This is a genomic window from Streptomyces cyslabdanicus (assembly GCF_052663305.1).
In genome coordinates this window covers 1-16643 of the sequence record NZ_JBQRUW010000004.1, presented here as the reverse complement: position 1 = coordinate 16643, position 16643 = coordinate 1, and the positions used below count along the sequence as shown (strand labels likewise).

Below are 16643 nucleotides of genomic sequence, written 5' to 3'. Positions count from 1 at the left end.
CGATCACCGCCTTCTCAGCGGCCGCGCTGCGACGAGCCGTGTTCGCGTGTGTATGGTCAGCAGCTCGCCCGACTCGAAGAGGAGTTGCTTGGCGCCTTGAGGGAGTTGGAAGAGGTCCATCACCCGGCAGGCTTGGCCGCCGAGTTGGATGATGTCGCCGCGCTGCACCGTGGTCACGGTGACCTCGATGTTGGAGACCAGCGCGCCGCCGAGCACTCGTTCGCTCACCGCTTCACCTCCGCAGGCGTGGACCGCCCGGACGCCGAGTGGCACGGGCAGTCGCATGCCTCGTAGACCAGCGGGAGGTCGACCGGCGCCGACGCCGGGGAGGGCTCCGCGCAGGCGAGGTGCGTTCCGATCCGGCATGCGGTCGACCGGTAAGAAACGGCCGAGGCGTCCACGATGTAGGGCTGTTGGCGAGGAGGCATCAGTGGGCCCCCGCGAGGGCTGACCAGGCGTCGGCCGGCAGATGAGGAGCGACGACCACTGAGCGCGTCCGCACGCGCTTCTCCCAGGCCAGCACGTACGGGCGGACGAGTGCGATGTCCTCGCCCGTGAGCGAGTGCCGGTGGTTCGCGCTGTCGGGAGCCCGCCCCAGGGTGACCGTCGCTCCATAAGCGGACGCGGAGGTGGAGGGATCGGCCGGTGGCCGGGCGGGCGTTAAGGGGCGGCGGTGCTTGCCCTTGGGGATGTACCGCGCTCTGGTGAGCCAGACGGCACGGCGGATACGGTTGAGCACGCTGCTCAGCTCCTATCGCTGATGGCTCGGTCCCCCGACATCGCCCGTCGTGGGGACCGCTTTGCGTACGACCGCCCAGAGGGTGCGGCCGTTCAGGCTGGTGGCGAGGAGCCCGAACCGATCGGCCTCGGCCACCACTTCCAGGACCTCCCGCCATGACTCGGCGGAGAGCGATTCCGGCACCTCCGCTTCGACCGACGTGTGTCGGGGGTGTTCCTCCACTCGCGTGAGAAGCCCGAAAGCGGACAGCCGGGCGGCGATGGCCGCCGCGCTAACTCCCGAAGCGGGCACAGGGCAGCCTCCGTCACCGGTGATCACTTCAAGTGAAGCTAGTTAACTAGATTAGAGCTAGTGGACTAGATTTTCCATATGCCTGAGCAGCCGCCCTATCTCCGCATCGCCGACGAACTCCGGCGGCGGATCGCGGAGCACGAGTGGGAACCGGGAGACCGCCTGCCCTCCCGCGCCCAGATCGGCCAGGAGTGCGGCGTGGGCGAGAACGTGGTCCGCCGGGCACAGGAGTTGCTGATCTCCCAGGGTGTGTTGGAGGGCCGTGCCGGTTCGGGCACGTATGTCGCCGAGCCCCGGCAGCGGGTGCGGGTGGTCCGTTCGTCGGCGCGGGAGCGGCCCGACGAGTCGCCGTTCCGGGCGGACATGAAGGCCGTGGGCAGGCAGGGGGATTGGGAGAGCCGGACCGACGCCAAGGTGCCGGCACCGGCAGAGATCACGGCGCGACTGGGCATCGCCGAGGGCGAGCTATGCGTCCGGACGACGTACGAGTTCCTGGCTGATGGCAGGCCGGTGCAGTTGTCGACGAGCTGGGAGCCGTACGACCTCACCGCCGGCAGTCTCGTCGTCCTCCCCGAGGGAGGGCCGCACGCCGGGTCGGGTGTCGTGAACCGAATGGCCGCGATTGGAATCACCGTCAGCCATGCCGTGGAGCAGCCGGAGCCGAGGCAGGCGACCGCCGAGGAGGCGTCGCTCCTGGGTATCCAGAAGGCGGCGCTCGTCACTCACATCCGGCGGACGTACTACAGCGACCAGGGACGGCCTGTGGAGACGGCGGACATCGTGGTGCCCGCCGCTCACTGCGAGATCGTCTACGAGATCCCTATCAACCGTTAACGTTCCACCCCTCGGCTCATATCGTGACCGCATGCGCAACGAGAGGCACGATGAGCGGCTGTCGGACGCGGAGTTGGAGTTGTTCCTCCAGTATCTGCACCGGTTCGCCAACCACGATGTGGATCAGTTCGCCAACATGCAGGTGGGCGATCCTGAGTACCCCGTCTATGTGAGCTTCTCCAGGTCGCCCGGGGAGGGAGTCGACCCAGAGGTCTTCCGGCGACCGTAGCGAACCCCGGGCCCTGTCGAATGCGTGTCGAGGGTCAGCCGATGGGGAGTCGGGGTGGGGGAGCGGTGCAGGTCGGAGGGGGTGCTCCGCGCGACGCGGCAGGCGCCTTCTAAGCGCTTGGCCGCAGGTTCGAGTCCTGCCGGGGGCGCCAGTCTCCGCCCTCCCTCACGGGAGGGCTTTTCGCTGGTCAGGCCGGGTTTCAGCGGGGACGACGAGCCCCGGGCACTTCGCCGACGATCATGGGAAGGCGCCGGAGCCGTCGGGCAGGCGGACCCGGCTGGAGCCGCTCGCCCTCGATGCGGCCGCCGCAGGATCCGCGACAGAACGGGACACCCCGGCACGGTCCGGGTCTCCCCGCTCGGCACGCTCCTTCAGGTCGCGCTCTTCGTGGATCTCCCCCGTGTCGGTCCACCACTGCCTGCCGATCTTCGGCGCCGCAGTGTGGATCAGAAGTTCACTCCACTGGTCCTCGGCACCGGGAGCGGGCAACGTCACATCTTTCACCCGAATGGCCGCTGCTTCCGCCTCCCGGAGAGGGTGAGGGGTGGGAAGCCGGCCGACTCGTTGAAAGGGAACGGGGGAGCGTGGATCGACGAGGTCACGGTTCCCGGGCTGCGCCCACCACATCGAGGGACCCGTCGGCTGCCTCGTCCCCGTGGATCTGCGGCGGTCGGCGTCATCCCGGTCGTCGGACGGCTGGAGGCCGGAACCGCACGACACTCGTCCGCCTAGTGCTTCGTCAGTCGAAGATGGGCCTGTCGGCCGCCCGGGGCGATGCGTAATCCTTTGTCAGCCCTCGAACCTCGACTTTTACGCTGAGTCTCCACGTAATCACTTTTCGCACATCACGCGTGATGCGAAAAGAGGAAGGATGGGAGATCACGCCAGACGTCCGACGGGAAAGGCGCGTCCTACGGCTGGTCGGACTCGTCACCGGGTATGACGTGCGCCACATGCCGAATTGATTGTGCGCCTCACCACACGGCGAACGCGAGGTGCGCCTCGGCGACTCCTCGGGCGCTGGGCGACACCCAGCAGGCCCAACCCCCAACCCGGTCCACGGTCCGTGGAGGAGTGACGGTGAATGTGAACTCTTCGCTTTTGGTGAGATCACCGCATATTCGTTCACCTCCCGCCGCCAGAACACACAGAGCGGCCAGGACATCTACCGAGCCCTCTCACAGCCACCTCTCAGCGGGTTCAAAGAAAGAAACGGTCATACCCGGCCACACCTGACCAGCGGGCACTTCGCACAGTCGTTCCCATGCATTTTCGCGGGGAACGCCGTCCCGTTGCCTGAACCTCACATCGGGCACAAGCCTGTACTGTTCCTTCAAACGAAATTCCCCCCTTCTCCTTGGAGTCAAGGATGTGGCGTAGGTAAAGTCCACTTAAATTCGAAGGAGAACGTTCGTACGCATCGACTTCCGACCCGCGGCCACCTGGGCGCGCCAGTCAGTATGTCCATGCCAGGATGGTGAGTTGCCCTGAAGTTCGCGAAGTTGTCTGCATCGCTCCCACCCGCTCGGTTGCGCACCGTCGCGGCACGCCTTCTGTTGCCCACAGTGCTCGCCGCCGCGTTCGCCGTGCAGGCAGTAGGGGCCCTTCTCCCCAGCGTTCCCCTGCTCGTGGCTGCCACCGTTGTCGGGCTGGCGGTGGACATGGCCCTGCACCGGTGGCAGCAGAACGTGAACGCCACCCTCGAGAAGCTGCACGCGACCGTGAGTGTGCGCCAGGTCGTCCGGGACCTTCTGCTGGTGACCGGCCTGATCCGCATCGGCAACGAGGACTACGAGACGAAATACCTGGCTCTGGTCTGCGGTCTCCTGCTCTTCCACACCCTGCATTTCACGTCCCAGGCGCTTGCGATCCTGGTACACCGCACCCGCACCCTGCCCGTGGTGACCCGGAACATCGACGCCTCGCCGCTGCACCTGAGCCCCGCTCCCCCGGCGCTGCTGATGGAGCGCTCCGGACAGCGGCTGCTCGTGTTCGGCCTGCCTTCGGCGGCCGGTCTGCTGACCACTGCCTCGGGCGGCTCGGCCTGGTGCGCCGTCGCGGGAATCGCCCTGTCCGCCGCCCTCGCCGTGGGGGCCATCGGCACGCTGCTGCTGCGGCTGCTGCCGAAACACCGGCCGGCGACGAGCGAGCAGGCGCTGAAGTGGCTCGATGCCTGGCTCGCGGAGTACCGGCCGACGGTGGGCATGTACTTCTCCGGCGGCGCGAGCTCGGCCTATCAGGCGAACATGTGGCTGGAGCCGCTGGCCCGGCTGGACGGCCGCCCGCTGATCGTGCTGCGTGAGCGCTTCATGGTGAACCTCATCGCGTCCACCGACATCCCGATCGTGTGTCTGCCGAAGGTCGCCGACCTGATGAGGCTGGAGCACTCGACCCTGGCGATGATGATCCACCCGTCGAACTCGGGGAAGACCTCGCAGGTGTTGCGCATCCCCACCATCAAGCACGCGTTCGTCAACCACGGCGAGAGCGACAAACTGTCCAGCTGCAATCCGTATGCGAAGGCGTACGACGAGGTGTGGGTGGCCGGTCCCGCGGCACGCGAGCGGTACGCCCTGGCGAACGTGGGTGTCGACGACGCGGACATCGTGGAGATCGGACGCCCGCAGCTGGACGCGATCGAGCCGTACGCCGGTGCGCCCGCAGGCCCGTACACCACGGTTCTCTACGCCCCCACGTGGGAGGGGTGGGACGGCAACCCGGGCAACACCTCCGTCATCGAGGCCGGCGAGAACATCGTCCGCGCCCTCCTGGCCGACCCGCGGGTCCGGCTCCTGTACAAGCCGCACCCACTGACCGGCTCGGTCGATTCCCGGGCGGCAGCCGCGAACGCCCGGATCCAGGAGATGATCCGCGCCGCGAACACTCTCCGTGCCACGGAACACCCCGACGAGCGGCCCGCGCCCTCCGCAGCGGCGGAGCTGACCCGGCGGACCGCCGAACTCGACCGGCTGACCACGTCCTCGTTCCGGGCGAGCGCGGACAACGCGGAGCGGATGCTGCTCCAGACGGTCCCGGAACCCGGCCGAGCCGCGGATGTGGCCGCCGCGACCACCGACTGGGAGACCGCGTACTGGGCCTCGTTCCCGGCGTGGGAGCACCTGGTCATCACGGAAGCGCGGCCGACCGTCTACGCCTGCTTCAACGTGGCCGACCTGCTGGTCAGCGATGTCTCCAGCGTCATATCCGACTATCTGGCGAGCGAGAAGCCCTACGCCGTCGCCAACACCAGCGGCCTTCCGGAGCAGGACTTCCGCGACACCTTCCCCACCGTCCGGGCAAGCGCCGTCCTCACTCCGGACGCCTCCGGTGTGCCGGCCCTGCTGGAGTCCGTGCGCGACCCCGAGAAGGACACCTACGTCAAGGCCCGCGCCGAGCTCAAGCTGCACCTGCTGGGCCCGTCCGATCCGCCGTCCGTCGAGCGCTTCAACGAGGCGGCCCGTGCGCTGTGCGCGGCAACCGACGAGCACCGGGCGGGTATGGCGGCGCGAACGCTCGACACCATCCCGACCCAGCGGGCCCCCAGGTCACCGCTGGACAACAAGCAGGTCAGGGGCTGATTCCACAGAGTTGGCACGCGCTCGGGGCAATGCGCTCCGGGCAATGTCCGGGCGATCGGGGAGTCCGCGGGGAGACCGCGGGCTCCCCGATCGCCGTCTCGAGGCAGGCAGGACGACCGTGTCACAGGGCCACGTCGTCCCACTGGTCGAGCAGGTCCTCGCCCGCGACGCCGTCGGCCGGCGCCGCCCCGCCATGCAGGGGCTGCTCGGTCCAGATGACCTTGCCGGTGGGGGTGTACCGGGTGCCCCAGCGCTGGGCGTACCGGGCGACCAGGAACAGGCCGCGTCCGCCCTCGTCCGTGGTCGCCGCGTAGCGCAGGTGCGGCGAGGTGCTGCTGCCGTCGGAGACCTCGCAGATCAGCTTGCGGTCGCGCAGCAGGCGGACGTGGATGGGGGCGCTGCCGTAGCGGACGGCGTTGGTGACCAGTTCGCTGAGGACGAGTTCGGTGGTGTAGCTCGCGTCCTCCAGGCCCCAGTCCTTCAGCTGCCGGGCGACGTCGGCGCGGACGCGGGAGACGGCCGCGGGCTCGCGCGGCACGTCCCAGTCGGCGACCAGGTCGGGGTCGAGTACGCGGGTACGGGCCACCAGCAGGGCGATGTCGTCGCTCGCGTGGTCCGGGGGAAGGGCGTCGAGCACCGCCCGGCAGGTCTGCTCCGGGGTCCGGTCGGGATGGGCGAGCGCGGCGCGCAGGAGTTCGAGGCCGACGCCGATGTCCCGTTCGCGGTTCGCGACGAGCCCGTCCGTGTAGAGGACCAGCCGGCTCCCCTCGGGCAGCCGCAGTTCGGTGGCCTCGAAGGGCAGGCCCCCGAGGCCCAGGGGCGGTCCCGCGGGCACGTCGGGGAAGGTCACGATGCCGTCCGGGTCGACGAGGGCGGGTGGCGGGTGACCGGCCCGGGCCAGGGAGCAGGTGCCCGAGCACGGGTCGTAGACGGCGTACAGGCAGGTGGCGCCCGCGAGCCCCTCACCGCCTCCGGGCGCGCCGTCCCGGTCGAGCCGCGCCACCAGGTCGTCCAGGCGGGCCAGCAGCTCGTCCGGGGCCAGGTCCAGGGTCGAGAAGTTGTGCACCGCGGTGCGCAACCGTCCCATGGTGGCCGCCGCGTGCAGCCCGTGTCCCACCACGTCGCCGACCACCAGGGCCACCCGGGCGCCGGACAGCTCGATCACGTCGAACCAGTCCCCGCCCACCCCCGCCCGGGCCGGAAGGTAGCGGTAGGCCACCTCCAGGGCGCTCTGTTCGGGCAGGCCGCGGGGCAGCAGGCTGCGTTGCAGGGTGACCGCCATGGTGTGCTCTCGGGTGTAGCGGCGGGCGTTGTCGAGGGCGACGGCGGCCCGCGCGGCCAGTTCCTCGGCGAACGGCACGTCCTCCTCGTCGAAGGGTTCCTCCCGCCCGCAGCGCCAGAGGTCCACCACCCCCAGCACCGTGCCGCGGGCGCGCAGCGGCACCGCGATCAGGGAGTGGATACCACGCTCCAGGAGGCGCCGGGCCCGATCGGGGTCCGCCTCCTGCCACTGCCGGGCGTCCCTCAGGTTCGCCTCGAGCACGCCCCGGCCGCTCTCCACGCACCGGGCCTGCGGCGTGCTGGGGGCGAAGGCGATGCGCCGGCCGACCGGGAACAGCGACTCGTACCCCGGACCACCCCGCACCGCGGCCCGGCGTACCCCGCTGATCACCCCGGTCGGCTCCTGGCCGCGCAGGACCTCCTCGACCAGTTCGACGGTGACGATCTCGGCGAAGCGGGGAACGGCCACGTCGGCCAGTTCCTGCGCGGTACGCGACACGTCCAGGGTGGTGCCGATCTTCACGCCCGCGTCGTAGAGGAGCTTCAGACGCTCGCGCGCGACCTCGGCGCGTCCCGACAGCGCCCGCAGCTCCGTGGTGTCCCTGAGCGTCACCACGCTCCCGGCGTACCCCCCGCCGTACGGGGCGGTGGGCCGCTTGTTGACCGCGAGCAGGCGGTCGGCCGTGAGGTGGACCTCGTCGCTGGCCGTGTGCTCCGACGTCAGCAGCTCGGCGATGCCGGCGTCCAGGGGCAGGTCGGTGACCTTGTGCCCCTCCGCGTCCGGCGGAAGGTCCAGCAGCCGCAGCGCCTCGTCGTTGGCGAGCAGCAGCCGTTCGTCGCCCCCGACGATCAGCACGCCCTCGCGCACCGCGTGCAGGACGGCGTCGTGGTGGTCGTACATCCGTGTCATCTCGGCCGGTCCCAGTCCGTGGGTCTGGCGCAGCAGCCGCCGGCTCACCAGTGCCGTGCCGGCCGCGGACAGGAGCAGCGCCCCGGCCGCCGTCCCCAGCAGCATCGGAAGCTGCCGGCCCGCCGTGCTCTCCACCTTCTGGACCGTGATCGCGACCGCGACGGTGCCGACGGCCTCGCCCCCCGGCTTGGTGACGGGGACGTACGAGACCACCGAGCGTCCCTGGGTGGTCTGGAGGGTCTGGGTGACGGGGGCCCTCGGCGGCTTGCGGGTACCGAGGACCGGTTTGCCGATGAGGGCCGGGTTGGCGTGGGTGTAGCGGATCCCGTCCTTGGAGTAGACGACGACGAGGTCGACGTCGGCGCTCTTCATGATCTTTTGCGCGACGGGCTGGAGCGCCTTGGTGGGGTTGGGGCCGGTCATGGCCTTCAGCGTGTCCGGCGCGTACGCCAGCGTCTCGGCGATGCCCAGGGAGCGTCCCCGGGCGTCCTTGGTACTGTCGTCCTCGGCCTGGAGCACGAGGGCGATCAGCGCGGCGGCGACGATCAGTATCGCGATGACCACTTGGAGCAGGAACACCTGGCCTGCGACGCTGCGCGGCCTGAACAGTGACCGCGGCCGTCCCGCGGGCGGCGTCGGCGAGTTGTCGCGCCCGCCGCCCCGGAGGGATCGACGGGGGTGTGCGATCACTCCTCCATTTTGCTCCCTGCGTCCTGGTCGGCATTCCGGCAAGGGCATGATGGTGCGCACCGTGGCAGGCAATACGACGGACGAGATCCCCGACAACGGTGCGGCCGGCTCCGGGCGCGGTATGACCGTGCTGCGCAACGGCATCGGGGTGCTGCGCACCTTCAGCGTCGACGACGCCTGAGCTGGGCGTCACCGAGATCGCCACCCGGGTCGGACTGCACAAGTCCACCGTCTCCCGCATCCTCGCCACCCTGGAGCAGGACGGCCTGGTCGAGCGCGACCCGGGCTCGAGGCGGTTCCAGCTGGGGCTCGGCGTGATCGCGATGGCGGGTCCGCTGCTGGCCGACCTCGATGTGCGCCGGGCGGCGTATCCGGTGCTCCAGGCCGAGCGCGGCTACGCCGTCAACTACGGCGAGACCTCGCTGGAGGAGGTGGGTGTCGCCGCCCCGGTCTTCGACCATCGCGGGGAGGCCGTCGCCTCGGTTCTCGTCTCGGCGTCCCGGTTCCGGGTCTCGCCCGAAGGGCTCCCGGTTCTGGGTGAGACGGTGCGCGAGTCCGCCGCCCAGGTCACCGCGCGCCTCGGCGGACACGGCCCGGCGTCAAACGGCTGACGACGTCGGCCGGCCGGTAGCGGGCGCGGCCTGCGTTCTTCGCTGCCGCCCCTGCGCGTCCGGTGGCGTGCGTTCATGACCGGGCGCTCCGGTGCGGTGGCGGGTGGGCGGCCGTCGTGAGGCGGTGGTCCTCTACCGCAGGCCCGGCCCGGCCGTCAGGTCGGCGCCCGGGGTGGTGCGCAGTACGGGGGCGAGGACGGCGAGTTCCGGTTGCTTCAGGGCGGGCAGTTCGCCGGGGCGCGGAGCGGTCAGCGGGGCGTCCAGGGCGAGGCCCGGGGTCAGGGACCGCACGTCCGAGGCGGGCACGCCGACGCCGACGTGGTCGAAGCCGTCGTCGAGGGCGTGCGCCAGCGGGGCGCGCAGTTCCAGGCCGGGCAGCCCGCCGTCGACCGGCAGCCGCGGCACGGTGCGCTCGGGCAGGAGCCGTCCCTTGACGAAGCGCGGGGGCTCCGGCACGCCCGCGGTGGGCAACGGAAGCTGTCCGTCGACCTCGGGCAGTTCCGTGCCGAGGGCCGCCTCCGCTCCGCCCAGCGGGACGGGGACGGGGACCGCGTCGACCGCGGCGGCGGGGGTCGCGGCCGCGCCCATGGCTGCCGCGACGCCCGTGATGACGGCGGCGAGGGTTCCTCGAGTGATCGACTTCATGTCAGGTACGGTCCCTTTCCGGGTTCGGGGCTCGACGTCCGTACCGCCCAACGAGCCTGGCACCGCCAGCAGCACGGGATTCCCCCGACTGCCGCAGTAGTACGACGGTCGTACTCGGCGGCCGGCCGCGTCACCGCGGTCCGTCCGGTACGGAGGCGCCGGGCTCACGCCTTACGCGGCTCAGCGCTGCAGCGCCAGGCCCCCGAGCAGCGGCTTGGGAGCGTTCAGGGTCCGGGCGGTGCCGTTGACCGTGTGGAGCAGCGAGTCCTTGTTCTCGGTGTTGAGGGCGTCGGACTGGTGCTGGAGCGGCATGACGTCGACGGGGCCCTTGGTGAGCGTGTTCACGGCGCCGTTGAGGCTGTTGGGCGTGAGGTCGGCGACGTTGTGGGCGAACGCGGGCGCGGCGGCACCGGTGAGGGCCAGGGACCCGGCAAGGACGGCGGCGGCCTTCAGGGACTTCATCATGTTCCTTACGTTGTAGGCGGGTTGGTTCCGTCAGTCGTGGGGTCGAAAGGCCCAGGCATGCGGGCTGTGACGCGGCCGGCCGCCGTCCCCGGGGAAACCGGGGTACGGCGGCCGGCCGGACGAATGCGCGCAAACGTCAGCTGTTGACGCAGGCGTTGCCGAACGTCGGGTTCAGCACGCCGATGACGTCGATGGAGTTGCCGCAGACGTTGACCGGAACATGCACGGGAACCTGGATGACGTTGCCCGACAGCACGCCCGGGGAGTTGGCGGCGCCGCCGGTCGCGCCGCTGCTGGCGGCGGCGATGCCGGCACCACCGGCGACGGCCGCGGCGGCGACGGAGGTAAGGACCAGGCCCTTGGCGATACGCGACATGGAGAAGTGCTCCTTGGGTTGATGCAAAAACACCCGGGCGGGATGCCCGGCGTTGTGTCAACGCGTGGCGCTCCCGCGGGTTGTGCCGCCAAAGGGGTGATCCCGCAAGTTCCCGGGCGCGGCCGGTTCGCCTCCCCGTCCCCGGGGTAGGCCAGGGCCCCGGGTTACGGGCAGGCCAAGGCCCCCGGTCAGGAACAGGCCAACGCCGTGCCAGAAGCCGGGGCAAGCCAAGGCCGCAGGCCTGAGGCAGGAGTGGATCGCGGGCCGGAGGCAGGCCCGGACCGCGGGCGGCCGCTCCGGACGTCGGCCGGACACGCAGACCGGACGCCGGCAGGACGAGCCCATCGGACGCCAGGAGGACGACGGCGACGGCCGTCAGCACGACGCGCCCGTCAACCAGCAGCCGACAGCGGGCAGTCGGCGTTCGGCAGTCGCTAGTGCTGTGACCGGAAAGGTTCACCGGCCGCCGGGCGCCCGCCGAAACGAGAACGGGTGCCGGACATCGTGTCCGGCACCCGTGGTGGGGCCGCTTCACCGGCCCGGAGGATCCAGCTCTAGCGCTGAGTCGCCGCCCGGCCGCGACGGTAGAGGATCACACCGCCGGCGATCAGGGCCGCGCTGGCGGCCGAGGACGCCAGCAGGGCGCCGGTGCCGGTCTCGGCCAACTGCGGGGCCGCGTCCTCGAAGACCGCCGGAGCCGGCAGGGTCTGGGCACGCTGGGGCTCGGACACCGCCTCGTCCGCCTCGCTCGACGCGGTGTCCGTGGTCGGCGTACTGGCAGCCGGCATGGCCTCGGAAGTCGGGGAGTCACTGTCGTCCGGCGCCGTGACACCGGGCGCCGCCGGAACCTCCGGCATCTCGGCGGGCGCGGCCGCCGGTGAGCCGTTGCCGCAGCGGTTGCCGAACGCCGGGTTCAGCACGCCGATGACGTCCACGGTGTTGCCGCAGACGTTGACCGGAATGTGCACGGGAGCCTGGAGAACGTTGCCCGAGAGCACGCCCGGGGAGCCGGTGGCGGCACCTTCGGCCTGTGAGTCGGCCAGGGCGGGGCTGCCGTACAGGGTCAGCATGCTCGTCGCGGCAGCGGCCGCGAACACTCCCCTGCTCAGAGTCTGTCGCAATCTCGTTGTCTTCCTGCTTGCAGCCGCTCGGTCGAAGCGGCTTGAAGAAGTGGGAAGGCCGGCCTTGGGCGTAAGAGCGATCTCCAAGGCCGGCCGTGACGCAGCCGGTGCGGCTGGGTACGCCGGACGGTCAGCCGTTGGCGCAGGTGTTGCCGAACGCCGGGTTCAGCAGCGCGATGACGTCGACGGTGTTGCCGCAGACGTTGACCGGAACGTGCACGGGAAGCTGGATGACGTTGCCCGAGAGCACGCCCGGGGAGTTCGCGGCGGTACCCGTGGCCCCGGAGTCGGCGAAGGCGGGGCCGGCCATTCCCAGGGCCACGAGGGCACCGGTGACGACAGCAACGCTCTTCTTCATGAAATGTTCCCTTCTTGGGGACGAGGCCCCGATGACGGTCAGAAACCGAGTGAACACAACCGATTCGGTCGTGATGCTGAACGAGGAACAGCCGTAATGGAAAAACGCGGAACGTGAGTCGCCGAGCACTTCACTCGTTTGCTCCGCGTGACCATACGACTCACCCTCGACCGCATTGCCTGAAAGGGTTCTTCGGAAAGGTCCGGGCAGTTCTCGGCCGGAGCGGCAAAGAACCTTGGCCGACCTGACTCGGTTCAGCTCCCGGTGCTGGCGGAGAGAACCGACGGGTTGTCCAGGAGGTGCGAGAGCGCGGCGTCCCGCTTGGCCTGGGTGGAGGTGTCCGAGAACCGCGGGCTCATGCTGCCCGTCGTGGCTGAATTGCCGAACGACGACGAGGCTCCGGTGCCGTTCGGGACGGTCGGGCCGGTGTCGTTGCCGATGGCGAGCGCCGCGGGAGCGGCCGTCACCGACATACCGACGACAGAAGCAGCGGACGCCGTGGCGACCTTTGCCTTCCTGAGCACTGCGCGTTCCTTTCCTCGTAGCGACGCACGTCCTACGACTTCATCAACCCGGCGCAGCATGTTTGGTTGCGGGGGTTCACCCGCTTGGACCCCAACATCTTCAAAACTCAGGAAAATCACGGAGTCCAAAAAGCACACAAACAGTCCGCGCCCTCGGCCGACGGAGTGCACGCGAGAAACCCGGGTGTGGCCGCGCAGTCGGGCCAGAGCACTCCGGTGTGAACGGGGATTCCTCAGAAGGGGCCGGTAAAGGGGGCGTTGAAGGGGCCGATCGTCGGCCCTGCGTCGCCGTGGGCGAACCGCCCCGCCGCGAGCGCGGTTCCTACGACACCACGTCCTTGCGGGCGAACCCGCGGAAGGCCAGGGCGAACAGCGCCAGCGCGTAGCTGACGGAGACCGCCGTGCCCTGGATCATCCCGGACCACTCGAGGTGTGGCTGCACGGCGTCGGCCCAGGCGTACTGCCAGTGCGCGGGCAGGAAGTCGCGCCAGTGGCCGAGGGCCGTGACGGCGTCCAGGACGTTGCCCACGATGGTCAGGCCGACGGCTCCGCCCACGGCGCCCAGGGGCGCGTCCGTCCTGGTGGACAGCCAGAACGCCAGTGCCGCGGTGACCAGTTGCGACACGAAGATGTACGCGACGACGACCAGCAGCCGCTGTGCGGCGGTTCCCGCGTCCAGCGTGCCGCCGGTGGGGATCTCCAGCGGCCCCCAGCCGTAGACGGCCGTGCCGACCGCGAGCGCCACCAGCGGCAGCAGCACCATCGCCGCCAGGCTGAGCCCGAGTCCGACGACGAGCTTGGACCACAGCAGCCGGGCCCGCGGCACGGGTGCGGCGAGCAGGTAGCGCAGGGAGGACCAGCTCGCCTCCGAGGCGACCGTGTCCCCGCAGAACAGTGCCACCGGGATCACCAGCAGGAAGCCCGCCGAGACGAACAGGTTGACCGCGGCGAAGTTGGCCGCGGACGCGGTGGCCGTGTCCATCAGGGTCACTCGGCCGCTGCGGCCGCCCGGACCGCCGCCGATCGCGAAGGCGACGGCCAGCACGAAGGGCAGCGCGGCCAGGACGCCGCCCATGACCAGCGTGCGGCGCCGCTTGAGCTGCCGCACCAGCTCCACTCTCAGGGGCAGGGTGCGGCCCGCCCGGTAACCGGAGGCGACCTCCGTGCTCCCGGCGCTCTCGGCGAGCGTGCTCATGCGGAACCTCCGATCAGGGTGAGGAAGGCGTCTTCCAGTCGGCGGTGGGGGCCGACCGCGACGACGGGCACCTCGAGCCGCACCAGCTCCGCGACCAGGTACTGCGCGGTGCCACCGGTCTCCAGCCGGACCAGGAGGCCGTCCTCGGTGCGCAGCGCAGAGGCGACGCCCGGCAGGGCGGACACCTTCTCCACGACCGGCTCCTCCACCGGGGCGGCGGTGCCCACCAGCAGGGTGTCCCCGGCGCCGACGATCTCGCCGACCGGACCCGCCTGCACCAGCCGTCCCCGGTCCATGACCACCAGGTGCGTGCAGGACTGCTCGACCTCCGAGAGGAGATGACTGGAGACGATCACCGTGCGGCCGCCCGCCGCGTAACGGATCATCACCTCGCGCATCTCGCGGATCTGGGGCGGGTCGAGGCCGTTGGTGGGCTCGTCCAGGATCAGCAGGTCCGGCAGGCCCAGCATGGCCTGCGCGATCGCCAGGCGCTGGCGCATGCCCTGCGAGTAGGTGCGTACCGCGCGGGCCAGCGCGTCGCCGAGGCCGGCGATCCGGAGGGCCTCGTCCAGGTGGGCGTCCTCGGGCGGGCGGCCGGTGGCCCGCCAGTACAGCTCCAGGTTCTCCCGGCCGGACAGATGGGGCAGGAAGCCGGCGCCCTCGACGAAGGCGCCGACCCGGGAGAGCACGGGTGCGCCGGGCCGGACGGCGTGACCGAAGACGCGGATCTCGCCGGCGTCCGGCTGGATCAGGCCCATCAGCATGCGCAGGGTGGTCGTCTTGCCGGCGCCGTTCGGCCCGAGCAGGCCGAGGACCTGGCCCTTGTCCACCTGGAACGACAGGTCCCGTACGGCATACCGTTCCGACGACTTGGCGTAGCGCTTGCTCAGGCCGGTGATCCGCAACGGCACGTCGGACGACGCCGGGTCGGGAGCGGGTGCGGCCGTGCGGCGGCGGGCGGTCAGCAGCAGGGCGAGCGCGATCACGGCGCCCGCGAGCGGCAGCCACCACACCCACGCGGGCAGCGGCGCCGCCGCGGTGGTCACCCCGGGGGCGGTCGGCACCCACAGGTCGCTCTTGACGGTGGCGGTGTACGTCGCCGGGGCGGCCGGTGAGGCGTAGCCGAGGTCGGTGGAGGCGAGGACCAGGCGGAGCCGGTGGCCCTTCTGCACCTCGTGGTCGATCGCCGGGAGGGTGAGGGTGACGTCCTTGCCGGCCTTGGCGCCCTCGACGCGCACGGGGGCCACCAGCTGGGCGGGCAGCACGGGCTGCTGTGTGCCCGGTCCGACGTCGTACAGCTTGGCGAAGAGCACCGCGTCGTCGGCGGTCGAGGTGACGTGGACGGTCACCGTCGGCGATCCGGTGACGCGCAGGCCGCTGCCGAGCGGTGCGGAGTCGAACCGCGCGTACTGGCCGGGGAAGTCCAGGGACACCCCGACGCCGAGCGAGGACAGCTGGGCCAGGCCGCCTGATCCCCCGAGGCCGGGCAGGGAGGACACGGCGGGCGGGTTGGCCCCGGCGGGATTCTCGAAGCGCCGCTCGCCTCCGCGCAGGGCGATGGACCGCTGCCCGCCCTCCAGGCCCGGATACGCGCTGCCACTCGCGCCGCGCAGCAGGGCTTGGCCGTCGGTGGAGTCGACGCCTCCGGTGCGGGTGACGCGGAAGGCGGGGCCGGTGTCGGCGTCCCTGTCGCCCTTGAGGTACCGGTCGAACCAGGTCTTCACGCGTGCCTGGACCCGGCCGGTCTCCATGTCGCCGCCGTCGTGGCCGCCCGCGATCCAGTCGACGTCGACCGGGGCGCCGTTCGCCCGGATGGCCCTGGCGGCGGCGTCGGCCTGGCCGAGCGGGAAGAGGGAGTCGGACTGGCCCTGCACCAGCAGGGTCGGCACCTTGATGCGGTCGGCGACGGCGGACGGTGAGCGCTCCTCGAGCAGTCGGCGCGCCTCGGCGTCCGGCCGACCCGACTGGGCGACCCGCTCGTACATCCGGCACAGCGCGGGCTCGAACTTGGCGCATCCGCCGCCGGAGTTGATGAAGGCGCCAGCCCACAGCTTCTTGAAGACGCCGCCCGGGAAGAGCGCGTCCGCGAGGTTCCAGTAGGTGATCGCCGGGGCGATGGCGTCGACCCGGTGGTCGTATCCGGCGGCGAGCAGGGAGATCGCTCCGCCGTAGGAGGCCCCGGCCACGCCCACGCGCGGGTCGCCGGGCTTGTCGAGCCGGACCTCGGGGCGCCCGGCCAGCCAGTCGATCAGCTTCGAGACGTCGGCGACCTCGGTCTCGGGGTCGTTCAGACCGATCTTTCCGGTGGACTGTCCGAAGCCGCGGGCCGACCAGGTCAGCACCGCGTACCCGTCCCTGGCGAGGTCCTGTGCCTGCTGCCGTACGTCGTTCTTGCTGCCGCCGAAGCCGTGCCCGAGCAGGACGGCGGGGTGGCGGCCGGCCTCGGCCGGGGTGAAGTACGAGGTGTCGATCCGCGCCCCGTCGCCCATGGTCATCACCTGGTCGGCGCGGTGCACCGGGGGCGGGTCGTCGGAGGCGATCGCCGTCCACGTGCCGGCGCCGGCCAGCACGACGACGGCGGCCCCGGCGGCCAGCAGCCGCCGGGGCCTCCGCAGCAGCCCGCGCAGGCCGGGCAGTCGAAGATCCATGCCTTCCACGGTACGGGCCGCCACCGACAACCGAAGCCGCCGCCGGACCGAACCTCCGCACCTCCTCGGGGAGTACGGGACCGTCGTGGGGTGACGCAGGGGGGGGAAGGCGGGAAAGGTTGGGTTTCTCTTTCTCCGGGCGGGTGTT

16 protein-coding genes and 1 pseudogene are annotated in these 16643 nt (G+C 71.0%); 5 read left to right on the top strand and 12 right to left on the bottom strand.

The window, feature by feature from the left end; all coding sequences use genetic code 11:
* Nucleotides 1-3: 3 nt before the first annotated feature.
* Together ACTYVM_RS03600 and ACTYVM_RS03595 are read right to left on the bottom strand one after the other, a co-directional pair.
* Nucleotides 4-228 carry a hypothetical protein gene (locus ACTYVM_RS03600; RefSeq protein ID WP_445524498.1) on the bottom strand — a complete coding sequence of 75 codons (225 nt, stop codon included), beginning with the start codon at nt 226-228 and terminating at the stop codon, nt 4-6.
* 523 nt (nt 229-751) lie between these two features.
* Entirely contained in the window at nt 752-1030 is a 279-nt protein-coding gene (locus ACTYVM_RS03595; protein ID WP_445524569.1) for a hypothetical protein, read from the bottom strand.
* A gap of 78 nt (nt 1031-1108) precedes the next feature.
* Between ACTYVM_RS03595 and ACTYVM_RS03590 the strand changes: the two genes are divergently transcribed.
* Both ACTYVM_RS03590 and ACTYVM_RS03585 read left to right on the top strand, forming a co-directional pair.
* Entirely contained in the window at nt 1109-1864 is a 756-nt protein-coding gene (locus ACTYVM_RS03590) for a GntR family transcriptional regulator (RefSeq protein ID WP_445524497.1), read from the top strand.
* A 31-nt stretch (nt 1865-1895) separates the two neighbouring features.
* Nucleotides 1896-2093 (top strand): hypothetical protein, encoded by a 198-nt coding sequence (locus tag ACTYVM_RS03585; protein ID WP_161243597.1) that lies wholly within the window; start codon nt 1896-1898, stop codon nt 2091-2093.
* A gap of 237 nt (nt 2094-2330) precedes the next feature.
* Here the strand turns inward: ACTYVM_RS03585 and ACTYVM_RS03580 are convergent, their stop codons facing one another.
* A complete protein-coding gene (locus tag ACTYVM_RS03580; RefSeq protein WP_445524496.1) occupies nt 2331-2588 on the bottom strand; it encodes a hypothetical protein in 258 nt (85 codons plus the stop codon).
* Nucleotides 2589-3721: 1133 nt separating this feature from the next.
* On the opposite strand from ACTYVM_RS03580, the gene ACTYVM_RS03575 reads away from it, so the two are divergent.
* Nucleotides 3722-5671 (top strand): CDP-glycerol glycerophosphotransferase family protein, encoded by a 1950-nt coding sequence (locus ACTYVM_RS03575; protein WP_445524495.1) that lies wholly within the window; start codon nt 3722-3724, stop codon nt 5669-5671.
* A gap of 121 nt (nt 5672-5792) precedes the next feature.
* Here ACTYVM_RS03575 and ACTYVM_RS03570 read toward each other — a convergent pair whose 3' ends face one another.
* The gene (locus tag ACTYVM_RS03570; RefSeq protein ID WP_445524494.1) at nt 5793-8441 is read right to left on the bottom strand and encodes a SpoIIE family protein phosphatase; all 2649 of its coding nucleotides are present in this window, start codon (nt 8439-8441) and stop codon (nt 5793-5795) included.
* A gap of 293 nt (nt 8442-8734) precedes the next feature.
* Here ACTYVM_RS03570 and ACTYVM_RS03565 point away from each other — a divergent pair.
* Nucleotides 8735-8836, top strand: a pseudogene (locus ACTYVM_RS03565) (helix-turn-helix domain-containing protein); the annotation flags it as partial.
* 39 nt (nt 8837-8875) lie between these two features.
* Nucleotides 8876-9163 (top strand): IclR family transcriptional regulator domain-containing protein, encoded by a 288-nt coding sequence (locus ACTYVM_RS03560; protein ID WP_445524568.1) that lies wholly within the window; start codon nt 8876-8878, stop codon nt 9161-9163.
* Between the two features lie 132 nt (nt 9164-9295).
* On the opposite strand, the gene ACTYVM_RS03555 is transcribed toward ACTYVM_RS03560, so the two are convergent.
* From ACTYVM_RS03555 to ACTYVM_RS03520, 8 genes are all read right to left on the bottom strand, one after another.
* The gene (locus ACTYVM_RS03555) at nt 9296-9808 is read right to left on the bottom strand and encodes a hypothetical protein (protein ID WP_445524493.1); all 513 of its coding nucleotides are present in this window, start codon (nt 9806-9808) and stop codon (nt 9296-9298) included.
* Between the two features lie 180 nt (nt 9809-9988).
* Nucleotides 9989-10270: a hypothetical protein gene (locus ACTYVM_RS03550; protein WP_445524567.1), complete on the bottom strand. Its 282-nt coding sequence runs from the start codon at nt 10268-10270 to the stop codon at nt 9989-9991.
* Between the two features lie 139 nt (nt 10271-10409).
* Nucleotides 10410-10649, bottom strand: coding sequence for a chaplin (locus ACTYVM_RS03545; RefSeq protein ID WP_445524492.1), 240 nt, complete (start codon nt 10647-10649; stop codon nt 10410-10412).
* 554 nt (nt 10650-11203) lie between these two features.
* Complete coding sequence (locus ACTYVM_RS03540) at nt 11204-11770, bottom strand: chaplin (protein WP_445524491.1); 567 nt, start codon at nt 11768-11770, stop codon at nt 11204-11206.
* 130 nt (nt 11771-11900) lie between these two features.
* A complete protein-coding gene (locus ACTYVM_RS03535; RefSeq protein WP_445524490.1) occupies nt 11901-12128 on the bottom strand; it encodes a chaplin in 228 nt (75 codons plus the stop codon).
* A 254-nt stretch (nt 12129-12382) separates the two neighbouring features.
* On the bottom strand, nt 12383-12652 hold the full coding sequence (locus ACTYVM_RS03530; RefSeq protein WP_445524489.1) for a hypothetical protein: 270 nt from the start codon (nt 12650-12652) through the stop codon (nt 12383-12385).
* Between the two features lie 322 nt (nt 12653-12974).
* Nucleotides 12975-13847, bottom strand: a complete 873-nt coding sequence (locus ACTYVM_RS03525; protein WP_445524488.1) for an ABC transporter permease — start codon at nt 13845-13847, stop codon at nt 12975-12977.
* Nucleotides 13844-16495 carry an alpha/beta fold hydrolase gene (locus ACTYVM_RS03520; RefSeq protein WP_445524487.1) on the bottom strand — a complete coding sequence of 884 codons (2652 nt, stop codon included), beginning with the start codon at nt 16493-16495 and terminating at the stop codon, nt 13844-13846. The genes ACTYVM_RS03525 and ACTYVM_RS03520 overlap by 4 nt, the downstream gene beginning before the upstream one ends.
* Nucleotides 16496-16643 lie beyond the last annotated feature (148 nt).

Bases quoted from the DNA above. Each gene is read 5' to 3' on its own strand.
- ACTYVM_RS03555 (WP_445524493.1), bottom strand. From the start codon at position 9,808: ATGAAGTCGATCACTCGAGGAACCCTCGCCGCCGTCATCACGGGCGTC.
- ACTYVM_RS03545 (WP_445524492.1), bottom strand. From the start codon at position 10,649: ATGTCGCGTATCGCCAAGGGCCTGGTCCTTACCTCCGTCGCCGCCGCG.
- ACTYVM_RS03525 (WP_445524488.1), bottom strand. From the start codon at position 13,847: ATGAGCACGCTCGCCGAGAGCGCCGGGAGCACGGAGGTCGCCTCCGGT.
- ACTYVM_RS03585 (WP_161243597.1), top strand. From the start codon at position 1,896: ATGCGCAACGAGAGGCACGATGAGCGGCTGTCGGACGCGGAGTTGGAG.
- ACTYVM_RS03590 (WP_445524497.1), top strand. From the start codon at position 1,109: ATGCCTGAGCAGCCGCCCTATCTCCGCATCGCCGACGAACTCCGGCGG.
- ACTYVM_RS03550 (WP_445524567.1), bottom strand. From the start codon at position 10,270: ATGAAGTCCCTGAAGGCCGCCGCCGTCCTTGCCGGGTCCCTGGCCCTC.
- ACTYVM_RS03560 (WP_445524568.1), top strand. From the start codon at position 8,876: ATGGCGGGTCCGCTGCTGGCCGACCTCGATGTGCGCCGGGCGGCGTAT.
- ACTYVM_RS03535 (WP_445524490.1), bottom strand. From the start codon at position 12,128: ATGAAGAAGAGCGTTGCTGTCGTCACCGGTGCCCTCGTGGCCCTGGGA.
- ACTYVM_RS03520 (WP_445524487.1), bottom strand. From the start codon at position 16,495: ATGGATCTTCGACTGCCCGGCCTGCGCGGGCTGCTGCGGAGGCCCCGG.